Source organism: Paenibacillus aceris, from assembly GCF_017874035.1.
GTDB classification, from domain to species: domain Bacteria; phylum Bacillota; class Bacilli; order Paenibacillales; family NBRC-103111; genus Paenibacillus_E; species Paenibacillus_E aceris.
The window spans coordinates 426,733-442,765 of record NZ_JAGGKV010000004.1 but is presented as its reverse complement, the minus strand read 5'-3'; the positions used below and the strand labels follow the sequence as shown (position 1 = coordinate 442,765).

The window sequence follows — 16,033 nt, the reverse complement described above, 5'->3', positions numbered from 1 at the left end:
CCATCTCGCTCTTTTCCTTTCACCATAGCCCATTTGAGGAGAATCTATATCGTAATCGGAGTGAGGGAGAAGCACTATGAATATCTATTACAACGAAAATAAGCAGATGTTCCATCTGCAGTCTAAGGATATGAGTTACATCATTCAACTGGTGAACGGATATCCGTCTCATGCATACTGGGGAAAGAGACTGGATCAGGATGGGAACTTGGACGATTTTCTGATGTTGCAGGAGCGATGCTCGTTCAGCCCTAATCCGGTGCCGGACGACAGGAGAATCTCGCTCGATACATTGCCGCAGGAATATCCGCAGTATGGTACTAGCGATTTTCGCCATCCGGCTTATCAGGTACAGCTGCAGGATGGGAGCCGAATTACAGAGCTGTTATATAGAACGCACCGAATCGTAAGGGGGAAACCAGCGTTGGATGGGCTGCCGGCTGTCTACGCCGAGTCGGAACAAGAAGCGATGACACTGGAGCTGGAGCTGACCGACGCGTATTCCGGCTTGCTGGTTATTATCAGCTACACGGTTTTTGAAGCGTTTAGTGCCATTACACGATCCGTACGTTTTGTCAATAAAGGGCAGCAAGCGCTGAATCTACGCAGCGCCTTGAGCGCAAGTGTCGACTTTGCTGATGCCGAGTACGACTGTTTGGTTTTAACAGGCGCTTGGGTAAGGGAAAGGCACGTGCAAAGAAGTCATCTCAAAATGGGTGTCACTACAAAAATTGAGAGCCGTCGCGGCTCCAGCAGCCATCAGGCGAATCCGTTCATCGCCTTGCTCCGGCCGGACGCAGGCGAAGAGCAGGGGGATGTGTACGGGTTCAGTCTCGTATATAGCGGTAATTTCGCTGCACAAGCCGAGGTGGATCAGTTCGCTACGGTGCGTGTGTCGATCGGCATTAATCCGTTTGATTTCGCTTGGCTGCTAGGGCCGGGAGAGTCGTTCCAAACGCCGGAAGCGGTGCTTGTCTATTCGTCCGAAGGCTTAGGAGGCATGTCGAGAACGTACCATAAGCTGTACCGTACAAGGCTGTGCCGAGGGGTTCATCGCGATAAGGAACGGCCGATTCTGGTGAATAATTGGGAAGCGACATACTTTGATTTCAACGCTGACAAAATTGAAGCGATCGCTGGCGAAGCCGCTGAGCTTGGGATTGAATTGTTCGTGCTCGATGACGGCTGGTTCGGCAAACGCGATAACGATACGACTTCTCTTGGAGATTGGACGGTCGACCGCAAAAAGCTGCCGAACGGCCTGGAAGATTTGGCTGTGCGTGTCAATAAGCTTGGGCTTCAGTTCGGTCTATGGTTTGAGCCGGAGATGATATCACCTGAGAGCGAACTGTATCGCCTTCACCCGGACTGGTGCCTGCACGTGCCGGAGCGGCGCAGAACGGAAGGACGGTGCCAACTCGTTCTCGACTATTCCAGACAAGATGTCAGGGAGTATATTTTTGACGCGCTTAGCGACATCTTCCGAACCGTCCCCGTCACCTATGTCAAATGGGATATGAACCGTAATATGACGGAGATTGGTTCCGCTGCACTGCCGGCGGAACGCCAATCCGAAGTAGCGCATCGGTATATGTTGGGGCTTTATGGGCTGCTGGAGAAGCTGAGCGGATCATTTCCGCACATCCTTTTCGAGAGCTGCTCCGGCGGAGGAGGCAGGTTCGATCCGGGAATGCTCTACTATATGCCGCAGACGTGGACAAGCGACGATACGGACGCTGTCGAAAGGCTCAAAATCCAATACGGAACCAGCATCGTCTACCCGGTCAGCGCGATGGGTTCGCACGTTTCCGCGGTACCGAATCATCAAGTGGGCCGCATCACGCCGCTCAGGACCAGGGGCGACGTGGCAATGTCCGGCAACTTCGGATATGAGCTGGACCTGACAAAGCTATCTGAGGAAGAGAAAGCGGTCATAAAGCGGCAAGTGAGCGATTATAAAGAGCTTCGCGGGCTTGTTCAGAGCGGCGATTTGTATCGGTTAAAAAGTCCGTTTACCGGAAATGAAACGGCTTGGATGTTCGTTTCGGAAGATAAGAAGAAAGCGGTCGTGTTTTATTTTCGGGTGTTGGCGGAGCCTAACGCACCGCTGCGGAGGCTGCAGCTTCGCGGTCTGAATGCGGACTTCGATTATCGCGTCAGCCAACTCGGTACCAGCTACCGCGGAGACAGGCTTTTGCACTACGGGCTGAATCTACCGCAGATCGACGGCGATTATGCTAGTATTTGGTTTAAGCTGGACGCCGAGTAACGATGCGTTTAGACTCAGCAAATGTGAAACAAACCGCTAAATACACTGCGGATTAATTCAAATTCTAATGAATGATGGAACAATGAAAACGGAGCGCCGCGGGTTTGCGGGCTCCGTTTTTTAATTAATTATGGAATATCACACTTTTTTTTCTGTGATGATTTTTCAAAATTAACTGTAAATGTGTTGTCTTATAAAGAGCATCATACGTTAGTGAAAACAAACAGGGAGCGCTGCTGCGGCAGTTGCTCCCTGTACTAATAGGAGAATTATATCCTTCCCAAGATTTGGCATAGTATTCTTTTGGGATGAGCGTTTGAGTGAGCGGTTTTTATTTTCCCTTGAATCCGTAAATGAAAATTAGACCTACAGCTTTCTAGGGCTGTAAGTCCAATTTCCCTTATGTTTTAACAGTGGGGTTGATTCTTAGAATAACAATGTAAGATTAAATCAAGCTTAAGATAAAATAATTATTGTGTGAAAGAAAATTACCAGGGAGGCCCCTTCCCTGAAGCAAAGCCAGCATTGTCCTTGAATTTAGAAGGCTCCTGCCAAAGAAAGCACGGTAAAAAACAAGCGACTTCTGAAGGTCTGAACAGTTAACCGCAACGTGCATTCTATTGATTAGCTTACTTGCCTTCTTTGACGAATTGATCAATTCGGCTCTTAATGGATTCGCGCACTTCACGGAATTTGGCGGTAATTTCTTCTTCCGTCCCAGTTGCTTTCGCAGGATCGTCAAATCCCCAGTGCCATCTTTCAGCTTTATCATTTCGAACAACTGGGCAGTTGTCGTTTGCATGACCGCATAAAGTAATGATGTAATCAGCTTGAGCCAAAACCTCTGGATCGATTACATCGGATGTATGGTTCGAGATGTCAATACCATCTTCTTTCATAGTTGCAACTGCACGTGGATTTAATCCGTGGGCTTCCAAACCAGCACTTTTTACTTCGTATTTATCCCCGCCTAAAGCTTTTAAATATCCATCAGCGATTTGGCTGCGGCAAGAGTTACCTGTGCAAAGAAAATAAACTAAACGTTTTTTGTTATCCATGGTTTCATTTCTCCTTTTAGTGGGATCATTCAGGTTTAAACACCTTGATGTCCTCTTTTCATTTGTTTTGTCCATAAAATGGCTTTTATGATCAGCATGGCAACTACCACAAGTACTGCGATCGCAACAATTAACAACCAAATATTCATACTTGTTGTATTAATAATGTGAAGCCATAAATAAAGCCCAGTAAGAGTAATTAAGAGCGTTGGGATAGTAAGAATGATACCTGTCTTAAAATAATTGCCCCATGTGATTTTTACACCTTTTGTAGATAGAACATGAAGCCATAAAAGCGTTGCGAGTGATCCAATCGGTGTTATCTTAGGTCCAAGATCGCTTCCGACAATGTTGGCGTAAATTAGAGCTTCTCGAAGAATACCGTCTGTATTTGTACCTTTGATGGCTAGTGCATCAATCATAACTGTCGGCATGTTATTCATGATGGAGGACAAAATAGCAGACAAGAAGCCCATTCCTACTGTTGCAACAAATAATCCTTGTCCTACTAAGTTCTCAACCACTTTTCCTAGAGCATCGGTTAGACCGACGTTTTTAAGGCCATAAACGACGACATACATGCCGATAGAGAAGATAACAACCGCCCAAGGAGCATCTTTAATCACTCGTTTTGTTTCGATCACTTTACTGGACCTGGCCATTAAAATGAAGACCAATGCAACGACACCTGCGATGATGGAAACAGGAATTTTAATAAATCCGCTGCTTACATACGCGACGAGAAGGATGCAAAGGATAACCCACGACATTTTGAATAGCTTAAGATCTTTGATGGCATTCGAAGGTTGCTTTAATTGTTTCAAGTCGTAATTCGTTGGAATGTCCTTTTTGAAGAAAAAGTACAAAACCGCCAGACTTGCTGCTAATGAAAACAGGCTCGTAACAATCATGCGGCTTGCATAAGTGACAAAGTCGATGCCAAAGAAGTCCGCCGATACGATGTTCACTAAGTTGCTGACAATCAAAGGCAAAGAAGTTGTATCTGCGATGAAGCCACTTGCCATGATGAAAGGCAAAATCATTTTGTCTGGCAGCTTCAACGCCCGAACCATTGCCAATACAATCGGCGTTAGAATTAACGCTGCACCATCATTCGCAAAAAATGCGGCAACTGCCGCGCCTAATAAAATGACGTATACAAACATGAGCCGACCGTTTCCTTTCGCAATTCGCGCCATATGCAAGGCAGCCCATTCAAAAAATCCGATATTATCTAAGATTAAGGAAATGAGAATAATTGCGACGAAAGCGAGCGTAGCATTCCAAACGATGGATGTAACCGTCAGTACATCGTGGAAAGACACGACTTGGAAGACGAGGGCAAGGATTGCGCCAGCAGAAGCAGACCATCCAATGTTGAGACCCTTAGGCTGCCAAATAACAAAAGTTAATGTAAGCAGAAAAATAATTACCGCAATGTAAGTCATGGTTCCTCCTAATCGCAACAGTTTAGATCTTCACATGATATGGCATCCACTTTTTCTTTTTGGGAAGGCAGGTACTGAAAAAACTCATTCAGAAAGGGTTTATCCTCAATATTTAACGAATAAAAAACCCATTGGCCCTTTTTGGCTTCCTTCACTAAACCACCGGCTTTCAGCTTTCGCATATGTTGGCTCACATTTGGCTGACTTGTTTGTAAGAGTTCAACAATCTCATATACACATAACTCACGTTCTTTGAGTAGAGATAGAATCGTCAATCTCATTTTGTCCCCGAGTAGTTTACATACATCAGATAACGTTTCAATTTCAGGCAAAATAACACGCTCCTTTACATGCTGCATTCAAGCCTTTTAAGAGTTCAATCACTTTCTTTTGTATTTTGTCACGTGCACGTCGAACTGACTGGATGTCATTTGTAAATGATTATATAATTATTCGCTTATATATAAAAGTTAAGGTTTTGTAAATGCCACTGAATCGAATGGCAAGCTTTTTAATAGTTATTCATTTATGTAGTAGAACTAAAGTTATTTTGAAGCATCAATTTAAGTATTGCAGTTGAAGATTAAGCAGTGGCGTTAACGGGCAGGATTGCGTGATGGTTACTTGACTACTGGGAAGATGGTAAGATAAGACTATCCGTTGACAATTATTCACTCTATCGGGAGGAGTCAAGTATGATTCAATCAATTGTTCATATCGCTCTTGTGGTAAAAGATTATGATGAAGCAATAGATTTTTATACAAAGAAGCTGAACTTCACTTTAGTTGAGGATACCTATCAACCTGAACAAGATAAACGATGGGTAGTAGTTTCTCCACCAGGTTCTGTTGGTACCACATTATTGCTTGCAAAAGCATCGAAACAGGAACAAGATATGTTTATTGGAAACCAGACGGGTGGTAGAGTTTTTCTATTTTTAAGCACTGATGACTTCTGGAGAGATTATAATGACATGGTGTCAAAGGGAATTGAGTTCGTTAGAGAGCCTAAAGAACAATCATATGGAATTGTCGCCGTATTTAAAGATTTATATGGGAACCTATGGGATTTGCTAGGGTTAAATGAGGATCATCCTATTTCGAAGAGAATTAAATAACTTCCTTTGGGGCTTTTCGCTAACGCAAAACGATAATGAGGGAGATGTTGGGGGAAGATTTCGTTCATATATTAGAAGGAAAATGGAATTTCGATGATCCGATTACGATGGATCGACTTCTCCCTTTATTGCCACGCATTATTAAGTCTATGTAAATGTTATTATTTGCTCGAGTACGCCTGAAAATCTCAACTTTGTACAGATTATATACGAATAAAAGGTGCTATTGTGATACGAGTATGCAGCCATTTAAATCTCATCAAATAAGAAAGAGAGCCAAACGCGATGAACAAAATAATCGATTCGATGAGCATGGTTGGCTGCGAATGGAGGCGCTCACGTATTATGAGGTAGATGATGGTCGGCTCTTGCTGGCTGGATTAACGGGCAGAAGAGTGTGGTGGAACGGCTATTTGTTATCGCACACAATTTTGCCAGAGTAACACATCCGCTTCACCTACAATATGATGTGTATAGAAATCTAAAGAGGTGAGCAAATGGCAGTCGTAAAAGCTAGGAAACAGGATATTGATATGTTGGCTAGGTTGCTTCGAGCTGAAGCTGAGACCGAAGGCGAAATGGGCATGCTCCTTGTTGGAAATGTTGGCATTAACCGAATAAGAGCGAATTGCTCCGATTTTAAAGGAATACGGACAATTCCCCAAATGATCAACCAGCCGCATGCGTTCGAAGCATTGCAACATGGTATGTACTATCAAAACGCAAGAGAGAGGGAACGCCGTCTGGCGCAACGGGCCGTGAATGGGGAGCGGAATTGGCCAGGCAAATTCTCCCTATGGTATTTCCGTCCAGGAACGTTCGAAAATCCCGGACCATGTCCGCCAACTTGGTATAATCAGCCGCTCGTAGGACGATGGAAGAAGCACTGTTTCTATGAACCGACGGCGAAAGAATGTGAAAATGTATATAATACGTTTTAATTTTATAAACGTAAAGAGCTCGGGATCTCTTAACCCCGCGGGGGCCGCACATATATTTTCGTTGTCAATAAGGTAGATATAGGACGGGACGGTATAATGGCTCAAGAAATACAGCGCCTGCGCGTCGAAAGTTCGAGACGTATAGGCGCTGTTTTCTAGTTATAGGAATTAAACTACATTCAAGTTAGCTTTTCTTTTATTCTGGATTAAGTAAAGAATAAAAAGTAATGGGATGTAGGCGAACACAAAATATATCCCAATATTAATGGTGAATTTTCCTAACGCGTCAACTTTAAACTTATCGTTGAATTGAACAACAATAATGAAGAATATGGTTAGAATCCAAACTAACGATGCTCGGGGTTTGAGAGGCGTGACTCTCTTCAAAATTCTCGTACAGCTCCAGATTGAAATGCAAAGTGACGGAATAAACATAATAAGCCAGCAAAATATAAATATTAATTCGATTCTTTCTACGAATTCAAACTCAATAATTTTGGTTATGCCTAAAAGCGGATAGAGCGTATTTCTTAGCAATCCCTGACTGTAATATAGCAGGCTGGAAATGGTTAATGCAACGAATTGAAGCGTATTGATCAATATACCTAAATGGGCCCATTTCGCTTGCTTTTCAACTGATTTTATAAAAGGGAAGTAAACGAGAAGCGCTTCAAATCCAATAAATGCACCGTAAGAAACTTTAGAAGCCTTTAGCAGTTCGGGAACAGTGTGATTCCATACCGGCATTAAATAATTGAGGTTTCCAAGTTTAATCGGGAAATAGATCAGGGAAAACAATAGGAAGGCAGTTACTGTAGAGAACAAAGCAAGACCGGTTAGAACCCTGAATCCTCCCGAAATAAGATAATAAATCAAACAAATAAATAAGACGGCCAATTCCCAAGTTCTCATGGACGGAAATATCCATACCTGTACAATGTCAATATAGGTTCGGAAGACATATAAGGCTGAGGTGAAGTAATATCCGATTATAAGTAACGAAAAGGTATTACCCAAGAAACGCCCGAAAATCATTTGGTGTAAGTCAATGATGTCCTTAGCGGGATTACTAAGCATCTTATAAATTATCCAAATAATCAAATGAAGGCTTAAACCCAGAATAAGCACGGAGATCCAGGCATCCTGACCCGAGTATGTAAACACTGCATTTGAGGAACCTAGACCTCCAATGCCAGACTGTGAAGCAAAAATCAAGAAAAACACGAAAAATCCCGAAACCAAGTAATTTTCCTTCACGCTATTCTGCACCAACGCCAACTCCCGACTGAGAAATAATAATCTCTGAATTCACTTCAAATTTGATGTTAGGGTACGTTTTATTTTTATATTCCTGCTCGTTCCAATTTCTATGATTGCTTCTATAAAGCTCGCCAAAACCAATCGGATCCACGGCATTCATTTGGAATTTTTTCAACATGTCACTAATTTCGCTTGTAAAATGTTGTTCGATGTCATGTTTAAGATCGAGCAAATCACTGTTACTGACAGAGCTTATTGTTTTTGGAAGTTCTCTGAGTTGTATATGTAATTTCAAGGAAATGACTACAGAGTCATTTTGATCATGCGATATATTTCTTTTACCATACAAGATCTTAAAATAAATGGGTTCATTTTCTCTTCTCCTAAATTCGTACGACCCGATCATTGTTTTCGATTTATCTTTGAGGAGTTTCAGCAGGAGGGATTCTTTCTCGGTTAGTAAAAGACGTAATTTGTCTTCTTTAAATACACCAACCCCATCCAAGTGAATGAGGCCATTTTCGTCTTGATCCAATACAGGTAAGTACACGTCTTGACCTTCTCCATAATATTGATTAAGTACAGAATGCGCATTTGTCAAAGGTGTGTTCCCCTTTTCCATGTTCTGTTTGATTAGATCAGATAAATAAAATGGGGGATTTTTTAAGGCTTCAGACATTATTGTGCTTACCTCTTGTTTGCTGATAACGATCGTTGCGTTATTACTTACGACTTGATCTCGAAGAAGACTCATGGCTAGTGGTTGAATGCTTTTTCTTGCAAACTTTTCACTAATAACGATTGTTCTTATTTGTCCGGTCACGATTTGGTCATCCGATTTCGTATTTTGGGGGAGCCAAACTCCGCCAAATGTTTGCGCTTCTACGTTCATCAACCGCAAAAGTTCTTTCTTCTGATAGGAAGCGTATGTGCCGCTTGATTTAAATATATCTCCTTGGACGTCAAAACCGACGCTCTGCACAATTTTGATCCGATCTATAATTTCTTGTTTTGCACACCCGGATATAAGGAAGCAAACGAGAAGAATGCTTACATACCTTTTCATTCATGTTAGTTCCTTTGCGGCGAAGTTTATTCGTTACTGTAATCGTCACCGATGTCTTTACGCTTATTTACGGTATATCGTCTAGCGTTAAGTGGGCGTAAAAAATTTGGTCGATTCCAAGTCACGCTGAAGGGAGAACGTATGGATTCTTTAAAACCTTTGTATCGAAATGGAAATACAGGAACCAGGTAAGGTGTCCCGAAAGACTTTAAGCGCAGCAGATGACCCAATAGAAACATTACTCCTACCATCAAGCCCAATCCTCCCCAAGCTGCCGCCAAGAAGATCATAGGAAACCTGAGAAAGCGGATTGTGTTGGCCATTTTGAAAATCGGCGTTGTGAAGGATGCCAGTGCAGAAAGCGATACAATAATAATTAAGTTATTGCTCGTCAAGCCTGCTTGAACTGCAGCTTGGCCGAGAACCACGCCTCCTACAATCCCTAACGTTTGTCCAACCTTTGTTGGCAGCCTGGCTCCAGCCTCGCGCAACAGCTCAACGGTAATTTCCATTAAGAGTACTTCTAAAAATGGCGGGAAGGGTACGTTTGATCTGGACTCGATAATCGGACCTAACAGTGCTCTTGGAACGACGGTATAGTGATAAGTCATGACCGACACATATAGAGATGATGCAAAAACAGAAAATGTAACCCCCACATAACGAATGAGTCTAAAAAAGGCCCCCAGTACCCATGGCAAATAATAGTCTTCTGGAGAGTTAAAAAAATCAAAAAAGGAGGTAGGGCCTGATATGACATAAGGGGAACCGCTGCTTAGAACAGCTACATGTCCGCTAATAATATTAAATTTCAATCGATCCACCCGTTCGGTTGATATAAATAAAGGGAACGGCGTATTGGAATTGTCGGATATAATCTGATCGAGGGTGGAACTATCAAAGATTACATCAAAGTCCAAATCCCTAAGTCTTTGCCTTACCGTGTTGAGATGCTGAGGATTAGCGACCCCTTCAATATAGGCGATGACGACTCTTGTTTTGGAAATTGAACCCTTGGTTTGCTCCTCAAAAACCAAATTTTCCGAGATAATTTCTTTTCTCAGCAAATTTAAATTCGTATCTAGATCTTCGACGAAAGCCACCTTCGGACCGATTACACTGTATTCGTTTTCCGATAAGTTATTTCCTCGATAGCCTTTTTCTATATCTGCAACATTGATCAATAAGCCTTCATTTAGATTGGTATCCAATTGTAAATAGATAAAACCTTTAAGAAGACTGAGTGAAATCTCACGAATGTTTGACGAAATTTTGATACCTTCAATGGGAATGGCATTTTTTAAATCGTTCAAATTATGGATTTCTGCGTTTGAGAGTAGAATAACGGTGAATAGATCCCGATGCAGAGTTTCATGATTGACAATGGAAGTGTAAAACGACATATGAAAAAGCGTATGTCGGATTGTTATATCAGATTGTATAAAATCATCCGACTTGGAAGCTGCTTGTAACAAAACTAGAATATTTTCCATTTTTCGAATACCGCCCTATTATAGCTTTGTTCTTATGTTGCTGATTTAAATGGAAAATTATGCACTCTTTATAACCTTATTTTCGGTTGATTTTGCGGGTTCGCTCGATGGTGCTGTATTCAAAGGTGCGAATATAGAGGGATTTACGACCCACAGTCCGTTGCTGTGGGTTACTTTTTTGTTCATTAAAGTAACAGGCGGATTCTTGAATCGGTTGAATTATTTGGCGAATAATATTAGAGTTAATAAATTATAATTATTTTGATATTGGGGGAATGAAACAATGCAAATACGTGAAATTGAAGAACAGGACAATCAAACAATAGAGCGAATTATTAAACGTTCATTGGAATCATTTAACCTAAACATTCCGGGAACAGCATATTTTGACCCTCAACTGAGCAGTCTGGCACAATATTACAAGGAACAATCAAATTCAAAGTATTGGGTTGCAGTGAATGAACATAATGAAGTGGTAGGCGGTGTGGGGATTGCACCATTTGGGCAGGAACCGGGAATTTGCGAGTTGCAAAAGCTATACATTACACCCGAAGCTCAAGGTATGGGTCTGTCGAAGGATCTTATGAAAGTAGCACTGGACTTCGCCAAGGAACACTATACACACTGTTACTTAGAAACATTGAAGAAACTTCAAGCAGCAAATCTCCTTTACATCAAATTAGGTTTTCAACAACTTGAAAGACCACTAGAAGGTTCAGAGCATAATGCTACGGACGCTTGGTTTATAAAAGATTTATCGTTTTTGGGTTAGTGAGATTTTAAGAAATAATTCAATAAACGAAGAACGATAATGCAAAAAACAAAAATGCGGCCGGATTATCTTAACGGCTGTTATTTCTGTATCCATTTTCTAAAATGCTGTCTGCAGTTCCTAGATAAACATGGAGGATTATAGTAAGAGATTTGAACAAAATTTTCCCCCTCTGTTATAATCACACTAGATATACACTATGTCATATACTATATGGATGGGTGGCGATGGTTAGGTATGAATCTCTTTAATAACTGCGTGGGGAAGAGTCTAAATACTTCTCTTAAATGGATTAATGAACCATATGAATGGGAGTTTTCTGAACAAAATTCACTTATGATTACCGCACCACCTCGTGCAGACTTCTTCCATAACCCAACACAGGAAAGAAGAAAAAATTCTGCTCCATTCCTATATACGACAACAAATGCAAATTTTATTTTAACCACTCGGGTCAGCGTAGACATACGTGACCGGAATGACTCCGGATGTCTTATGGTAATGGCAGACGAGAATAACTGGGCCAAGTTATGTTATGAGGATTTTAGAGGTCGACCGTCCATTATTAGTGTAGTAACTAAAGATATTTCGGATGATTGTATCGGTGACTATGTCGGGAATATAAGCCCTTTCTTAAGAGTATCTCGATATGATAATTGTATAGCTTTTCATTACTCTCTTGATGGTAATGAATGGGCATTAGTGCGGTATTTTGGAATGAATAATATTCATAGTTTAAAAGTCGGTGTAGTTGCTCAGAGTCCAGTTGGTGATGGATGTGCAGTGCAGTTCGATTACTTACACCTCCTTCCTAATACGAATATAGATGTAAGAAATATAAAATGATAAAATCTTTATTTTCCTCTTACTTAAGTCATACTCCAAATGGAAGTGAACTCATAAAAGATTACCGATTTCCCTGATCTTAAGAGGCTTTTTTATATAAAAGAACGATTCTAATACAATAAAAATGAAGGCGTTCACTCAATCTATTGGGTGAACGCTTATTACATTTTTTTTCATGATTTCCATTAGCGTAGCATCCTGCATAGGGAGCGTGGAATGAAATATCTAACGCCACTTTAACATCCTGCCATGTTTCTTTGGGTTGGATTAGGATGTGCTATTCGACTTTCAATTGAATACTTCTTTTTGACAGGTCCTACAGTTTGCGAGTTTGTTAGACATGTTTGATTTCTCCTTTTAATGGACTGGCTCTTATAGAAACGCACATAAGACAAACTGGAATTGACATATAAATTGCTGTAAAGAAGCTCTGAGTGGGAGGGAAGGTAAATGATGTTTCAACCACACCCAGATAATACCGCAATTGTGATTACAGACCCACAAAATGACTTTATGTGTCCTGGGGGGAGAGGCTATCACCTGACAAAAGCAAATATTGAACGAAACAATACTATACAAAACCTTGAACTATTAATGGGAACTGCCATGAATAAAGGATACCAACTATTTATATCACCCCATTATTTATACCCTCATGATTATGGCTGGCAATTTACAGGAAATGAGCAAACAATGTTATTAGGTCTTAGAATGTATCAAGTGGCAAATGCGTACACACCACCGTCATTTGGAGCTGATTTTGTTCATTCTTTAAAACCTTATATTTTTGATAGGAGAACCGTCGTTTCAACTCCACACAAGGTTGCTAGCCCACAAACAAATGACTTGGTTTACCAGTTACGACAACATCGAAAAGAGAAGATAATTATCGCAGGAGTGCTTTCCAACATTTGTGTAGAGTCCCATATGAGGCATTTAATCGAAGCTGGTTTTGAAACAGCTGTTGTATACGATGCCACGGCAACAATTAGTGAAGCAGATTTTCAAGCAGCCGTTACGAATTACAAAGCATTTGCCAGTGCTAGTTGGACAACAATGGAAGCTATTTCATACTTATAAATCCTTTGAGGGTTTACAACGTGCGAATGAAAGTTTGCTAGCAACTCGTTAGGTAGATTTGATGCGGCTTTTTCATTTTATGTCCTCAAGTTCTTGTCAAAATTAAATGACAAGAACTTTGGGACATTCCCGATTTTGACGAGAACATTATGACATTTCTCTGGTGTTTTACTGATAAAGAACATAGAATAGTATTTTCCTCATCTAAGCATAACTTTATTGGACAAGAAGAATTAAAGGAGTTTATTGAATCGAGGACAATATTCATCGAAAACAATTACTCAAACCGTTCAGTTACAATTCATGGGGGAAAGTGATGGTTCGAGATAAATTCAAGTTATGGGTGACGCCAAACAAAAGTAATCTGGAGAATCACAGGCGTTGTGACAAATGTTGGAGATTAGTAAGTATGAACCTGAGTTTCCATCATTCCTGGTGATGTCATTGATGATATGATCTGGTAACAGTTTGCCGCGCGACAGATAACAAGCACAACAACCAGTGAAATCATTAATCAAATATTTTTGATTAAGTATTGCAATTTGGTTCTTATTGGTATATATTATCGATATATCAAAAATATTTGATCAATGAATCGGGTGGAAACAAATGAAAACCATAATACCTATACATGAAGTAAAAACGAATACAACACCAAATGACTCATTTTTCACTTCATATGAGTCAAAATTTAAAGCCTTAGCTGATAGCAAGCGATTGCAGATCATGTATGAGTTAACCCAACGTGGTAAAACGTGCGTTTGTGACCTATGTGATATCGTCGAAATGGCTCAATCCAAACTTTCGTACCACTTAAAGATCCTGCTAGATGCAAACCTAATAACTAAAGAAATCATTGGTACTTGGAGTTATTATGAGATTAATCAAGCAGAAGTAAATGGTTTACTGTCTGAGCAGTTATGTTGTGTTTTTAGACCAAGCGGAAAGTAAATTTTTTTAAATAAATAATCAATTTTTTTTGATTAATACATCAATATTATTTGATTAAAGGAGTGTTTTGTGATGTTACTTCACGATGTGAATCCACAACTTATGTATGTATCTCGGTTAGACAAACGGGTTGACCAGCTGGAATTGAGGGAGCCTCAAAGCAGAAAGCAATTTCGTATCAGGTTCAACAAAATTACTAACTTATTTAAAACAAAACAAACTCAAGTCACTTGCTGCGCACCTGCTTGCTGCTAAGAATCAACAAGCTCGCGTCCTTTGAAATTACTACTAGTCATAAATAATTGAACAATATATTATTTGGAGGTTTCTCAATGTCTGAAAATAACTTGCCTACTCAAACAAAATTACCTGTAGCTATTATCGGTGCCGGTCCTGTCGGCCTTGCCGCTGCTGCGCATCTAGCGACTCGTAAGGAGGCCTTTGTACTGTTAGAAGCAGGGAACGAGGTTAGTTCAAATATTGCTTCATGGTCTCATGTCAGACTCTTTTCTCCATGGGAATTTAATATCGACAAGGCTGCTCGCCAACTACTCTCCTCACACGGTTGGAAAGCTCCAAATAACTCAGATATCCCTACCGGCCTTGAGATGATCGAAAACTATTTCAAGCCTTTGGCAAACCTGCCTGAAATTAAACCTTACCTTCACTTCAATGCAAAAGTCGTCGCTGCAAGTCGCAAAGGTCTTAGCAAGGTAAAAACACAGAGTCGCGACGAGCTTCCTTTTGTTTTGCATGTTGAGAAAAATGGAGAGCGAATGGTGGTTGAAGCCAGGGCAGTTATAGATGCCACGGGCACTTGGACGAACCCGAATCCTGTCCTTTCAGAAGGTGTTTGGACGACTGAGGAGAATTCTCTAAGCAACCACATTTTTTACGGGATACCAGATGTTCTTGGCAAGCATAAAGAGCGTTATGTTGGCAAAAAGGTGCTAGTGGTGGGAAGTGGTCACTCCGCCATTAATACGCTTTTGGAACTTGGAGAACTCAAAGATCAAGTACAAGAAACGGAAATTGTTTGGGTGCTCCGGAAATCTATGGTTAAAGATGTTTATGGAGGGCAAGAGCAAGATCAGCTGGCTGCTAGAGGAGAACTTGGCACACGTATTCAAAAGCTTGTCGAATCAGGAAAAGTAAAAGTTCTGACGTCATTTTATATTCAAGAGTTAAAAACGAATGGCGAAAAGATTCAAGTCATTGGTTCCTATGAGAATGAGCTGCTATATATGGATGATATTGATGAGATTGTTTCAAATACAGGCTCCCGCCCGGATCTATCTTTTTTAAGGGAAGTCCGAGTGATAACAGATCCAAGCTTGGAGAGCACTGTGGAACTGGCACCTCTCATCGACCCAAATGTGCATAGCTGCGGCACAGTAAGACCTCACGGGGAGAAAGAACTAAGGCAACCAGAGAAAGATTTTTATATTGTGGGTTCGAAGAGTTATGGCAGAGCACCAACATTCTTGATGACTACAGGGTATGAACAAGTAAGATCCGTTGTAGCAGCTCTAGTCGGCGATTATGAAGCAGCTGAGAGGGTAGAACTTGAACTTCCTGAAACAGGGGTGTGTAGCATTCAGACTAATTCATGCTGCGATTCGGAGCAAAGTAACCAATCCCTTGTCAAATCAGAAGCAGTAAGTTCTTGCTGTTCAACAGTAACCAAACCGGTGGTGTCGAAGTCTTCTTGCTGCAGCTAAAATCCATTGG

General features: G+C 41.1%; 15 protein-coding genes. 9 read left to right on the top strand and 6 right to left on the bottom strand.

Annotation, left to right across the window (positions count from 1 at the left end):
- Positions 1–76: 76 nt before the first annotated feature.
- Positions 77–2,269, top strand: coding sequence for an alpha-galactosidase (locus tag J2Z65_RS10835; protein ID WP_167065481.1), 2,193 nt, complete (start codon positions 77–79; stop codon positions 2,267–2,269).
- A 629-nt stretch (positions 2,270–2,898) separates the two neighbouring features.
- On the opposite strand, the gene arsC is transcribed toward J2Z65_RS10835, so the two are convergent.
- The 3 genes from arsC to J2Z65_RS10820 are packed head-to-tail and all read right to left on the bottom strand — an operon-like array spanning position 2,899 to position 5,107.
- Positions 2,899–3,327, bottom strand: a complete 429-nt coding sequence (gene arsC / locus J2Z65_RS10830; RefSeq protein WP_167065479.1) for an arsenate reductase (thioredoxin) — start codon at positions 3,325–3,327, stop codon at positions 2,899–2,901.
- A 35-nt stretch (positions 3,328–3,362) separates the two neighbouring features.
- The gene (locus J2Z65_RS10825) at positions 3,363–4,775 is read right to left on the bottom strand and encodes an arsenic transporter (RefSeq protein WP_167065477.1); all 1,413 of its coding nucleotides are present in this window, start codon (positions 4,773–4,775) and stop codon (positions 3,363–3,365) included.
- Positions 4,776–4,783: 8 nt separating this feature from the next.
- Entirely contained in the window at positions 4,784–5,107 is a 324-nt protein-coding gene (locus tag J2Z65_RS10820; protein WP_240159956.1) for an ArsR/SmtB family transcription factor, read from the bottom strand.
- Positions 5,108–5,470: 363 nt separating this feature from the next.
- Between J2Z65_RS10820 and J2Z65_RS10815 the strand changes: the two genes are divergently transcribed.
- The 3 genes from J2Z65_RS10815 (at position 5,471) to J2Z65_RS10805 (ending at position 6,834) form a co-directional block, all read left to right on the top strand.
- On the top strand, positions 5,471–5,893 hold the full coding sequence (locus J2Z65_RS10815) for a VOC family protein (RefSeq protein ID WP_167065473.1): 423 nt from the start codon (positions 5,471–5,473) through the stop codon (positions 5,891–5,893).
- A gap of 239 nt (positions 5,894–6,132) precedes the next feature.
- Positions 6,133–6,336: a hypothetical protein gene (locus J2Z65_RS10810; protein WP_193581087.1), complete on the top strand. Its 204-nt coding sequence runs from the start codon at positions 6,133–6,135 to the stop codon at positions 6,334–6,336.
- A gap of 54 nt (positions 6,337–6,390) precedes the next feature.
- Positions 6,391–6,834, top strand: a complete 444-nt coding sequence (locus J2Z65_RS10805; protein ID WP_167065471.1) for a cell wall hydrolase — start codon at positions 6,391–6,393, stop codon at positions 6,832–6,834.
- Between the two features lie 168 nt (positions 6,835–7,002).
- On the opposite strand, the gene J2Z65_RS10800 is transcribed toward J2Z65_RS10805, so the two are convergent.
- Genes J2Z65_RS10800 through J2Z65_RS10790 form a run of 3 tightly spaced genes read right to left on the bottom strand, consistent with a single transcriptional unit; the run spans position 7,003 to position 10,653 of the window.
- The gene (locus tag J2Z65_RS10800) at positions 7,003–8,091 is read right to left on the bottom strand and encodes a GerAB/ArcD/ProY family transporter (protein WP_167065468.1); all 1,089 of its coding nucleotides are present in this window, start codon (positions 8,089–8,091) and stop codon (positions 7,003–7,005) included.
- Position 8,092: 1 nt separating this feature from the next.
- On the bottom strand, positions 8,093–9,160 hold the full coding sequence (locus J2Z65_RS10795; protein WP_167065466.1) for a Ger(x)C family spore germination protein: 1,068 nt from the start codon (positions 9,158–9,160) through the stop codon (positions 8,093–8,095).
- A 26-nt stretch (positions 9,161–9,186) separates the two neighbouring features.
- The gene (locus J2Z65_RS10790) at positions 9,187–10,653 is read right to left on the bottom strand and encodes a spore germination protein (RefSeq protein ID WP_167065464.1); all 1,467 of its coding nucleotides are present in this window, start codon (positions 10,651–10,653) and stop codon (positions 9,187–9,189) included.
- Positions 10,654–10,936: 283 nt separating this feature from the next.
- On the opposite strand from J2Z65_RS10790, the gene J2Z65_RS10785 reads away from it, so the two are divergent.
- The 5 genes from J2Z65_RS10785 to J2Z65_RS10765 all read left to right on the top strand — a co-directional run bounded on the left by J2Z65_RS10785 (position 10,937) and on the right by J2Z65_RS10765 (position 16,023).
- Entirely contained in the window at positions 10,937–11,425 is a 489-nt protein-coding gene (locus tag J2Z65_RS10785) for a GNAT family N-acetyltransferase (RefSeq protein WP_167065461.1), read from the top strand.
- Positions 11,426–11,662: 237 nt separating this feature from the next.
- The gene (locus J2Z65_RS10780; protein ID WP_167065459.1) at positions 11,663–12,271 is read left to right on the top strand and encodes a DUF1349 domain-containing protein; all 609 of its coding nucleotides are present in this window, start codon (positions 11,663–11,665) and stop codon (positions 12,269–12,271) included.
- 450 nt (positions 12,272–12,721) lie between these two features.
- Complete coding sequence (locus J2Z65_RS10775; protein WP_167065457.1) at positions 12,722–13,351, top strand: cysteine hydrolase family protein; 630 nt, start codon at positions 12,722–12,724, stop codon at positions 13,349–13,351.
- Between the two features lie 609 nt (positions 13,352–13,960).
- Positions 13,961–14,302 carry an ArsR/SmtB family transcription factor gene (locus J2Z65_RS10770; RefSeq protein ID WP_167065454.1) on the top strand — a complete coding sequence of 114 codons (342 nt, stop codon included), beginning with the start codon at positions 13,961–13,963 and terminating at the stop codon, positions 14,300–14,302.
- 332 nt (positions 14,303–14,634) lie between these two features.
- A complete protein-coding gene (locus J2Z65_RS10765) occupies positions 14,635–16,023 on the top strand; it encodes an NAD(P)-binding domain-containing protein (protein WP_167065451.1) in 1,389 nt (462 codons plus the stop codon).
- Positions 16,024–16,033 lie beyond the last annotated feature (10 nt).

Excerpts from the sequence above, each read along its gene's own strand:
- J2Z65_RS10765 (WP_167065451.1), top strand. The coding sequence starts at position 14,635 with ATGTCTGAAAATAACTTGCCTACTCAAACAAAATTACCTGTAGCTATT.
- J2Z65_RS10810 (WP_193581087.1), top strand. The coding sequence starts at position 6,133 with ATGCAGCCATTTAAATCTCATCAAATAAGAAAGAGAGCCAAACGCGAT.
- J2Z65_RS10835 (WP_167065481.1), top strand. The coding sequence starts at position 77 with ATGAATATCTATTACAACGAAAATAAGCAGATGTTCCATCTGCAGTCT.
- J2Z65_RS10790 (WP_167065464.1), bottom strand. The coding sequence starts at position 10,653 with ATGGAAAATATTCTAGTTTTGTTACAAGCAGCTTCCAAGTCGGATGAT.
- J2Z65_RS10795 (WP_167065466.1), bottom strand. The coding sequence starts at position 9,160 with ATGAAAAGGTATGTAAGCATTCTTCTCGTTTGCTTCCTTATATCCGGG.
- J2Z65_RS10815 (WP_167065473.1), top strand. The coding sequence starts at position 5,471 with ATGATTCAATCAATTGTTCATATCGCTCTTGTGGTAAAAGATTATGAT.
- J2Z65_RS10805 (WP_167065471.1), top strand. The coding sequence starts at position 6,391 with ATGGCAGTCGTAAAAGCTAGGAAACAGGATATTGATATGTTGGCTAGG.
- J2Z65_RS10780 (WP_167065459.1), top strand. The coding sequence starts at position 11,663 with ATGAATCTCTTTAATAACTGCGTGGGGAAGAGTCTAAATACTTCTCTT.
- J2Z65_RS10825 (WP_167065477.1), bottom strand. The coding sequence starts at position 4,775 with ATGACTTACATTGCGGTAATTATTTTTCTGCTTACATTAACTTTTGTT.
- J2Z65_RS10770 (WP_167065454.1), top strand. The coding sequence starts at position 13,961 with ATGAAAACCATAATACCTATACATGAAGTAAAAACGAATACAACACCA.
- arsC (WP_167065479.1), bottom strand. The coding sequence starts at position 3,327 with ATGGATAACAAAAAACGTTTAGTTTATTTTCTTTGCACAGGTAACTCT.
- J2Z65_RS10775 (WP_167065457.1), top strand. The coding sequence starts at position 12,722 with ATGATGTTTCAACCACACCCAGATAATACCGCAATTGTGATTACAGAC.
- J2Z65_RS10785 (WP_167065461.1), top strand. The coding sequence starts at position 10,937 with ATGCAAATACGTGAAATTGAAGAACAGGACAATCAAACAATAGAGCGA.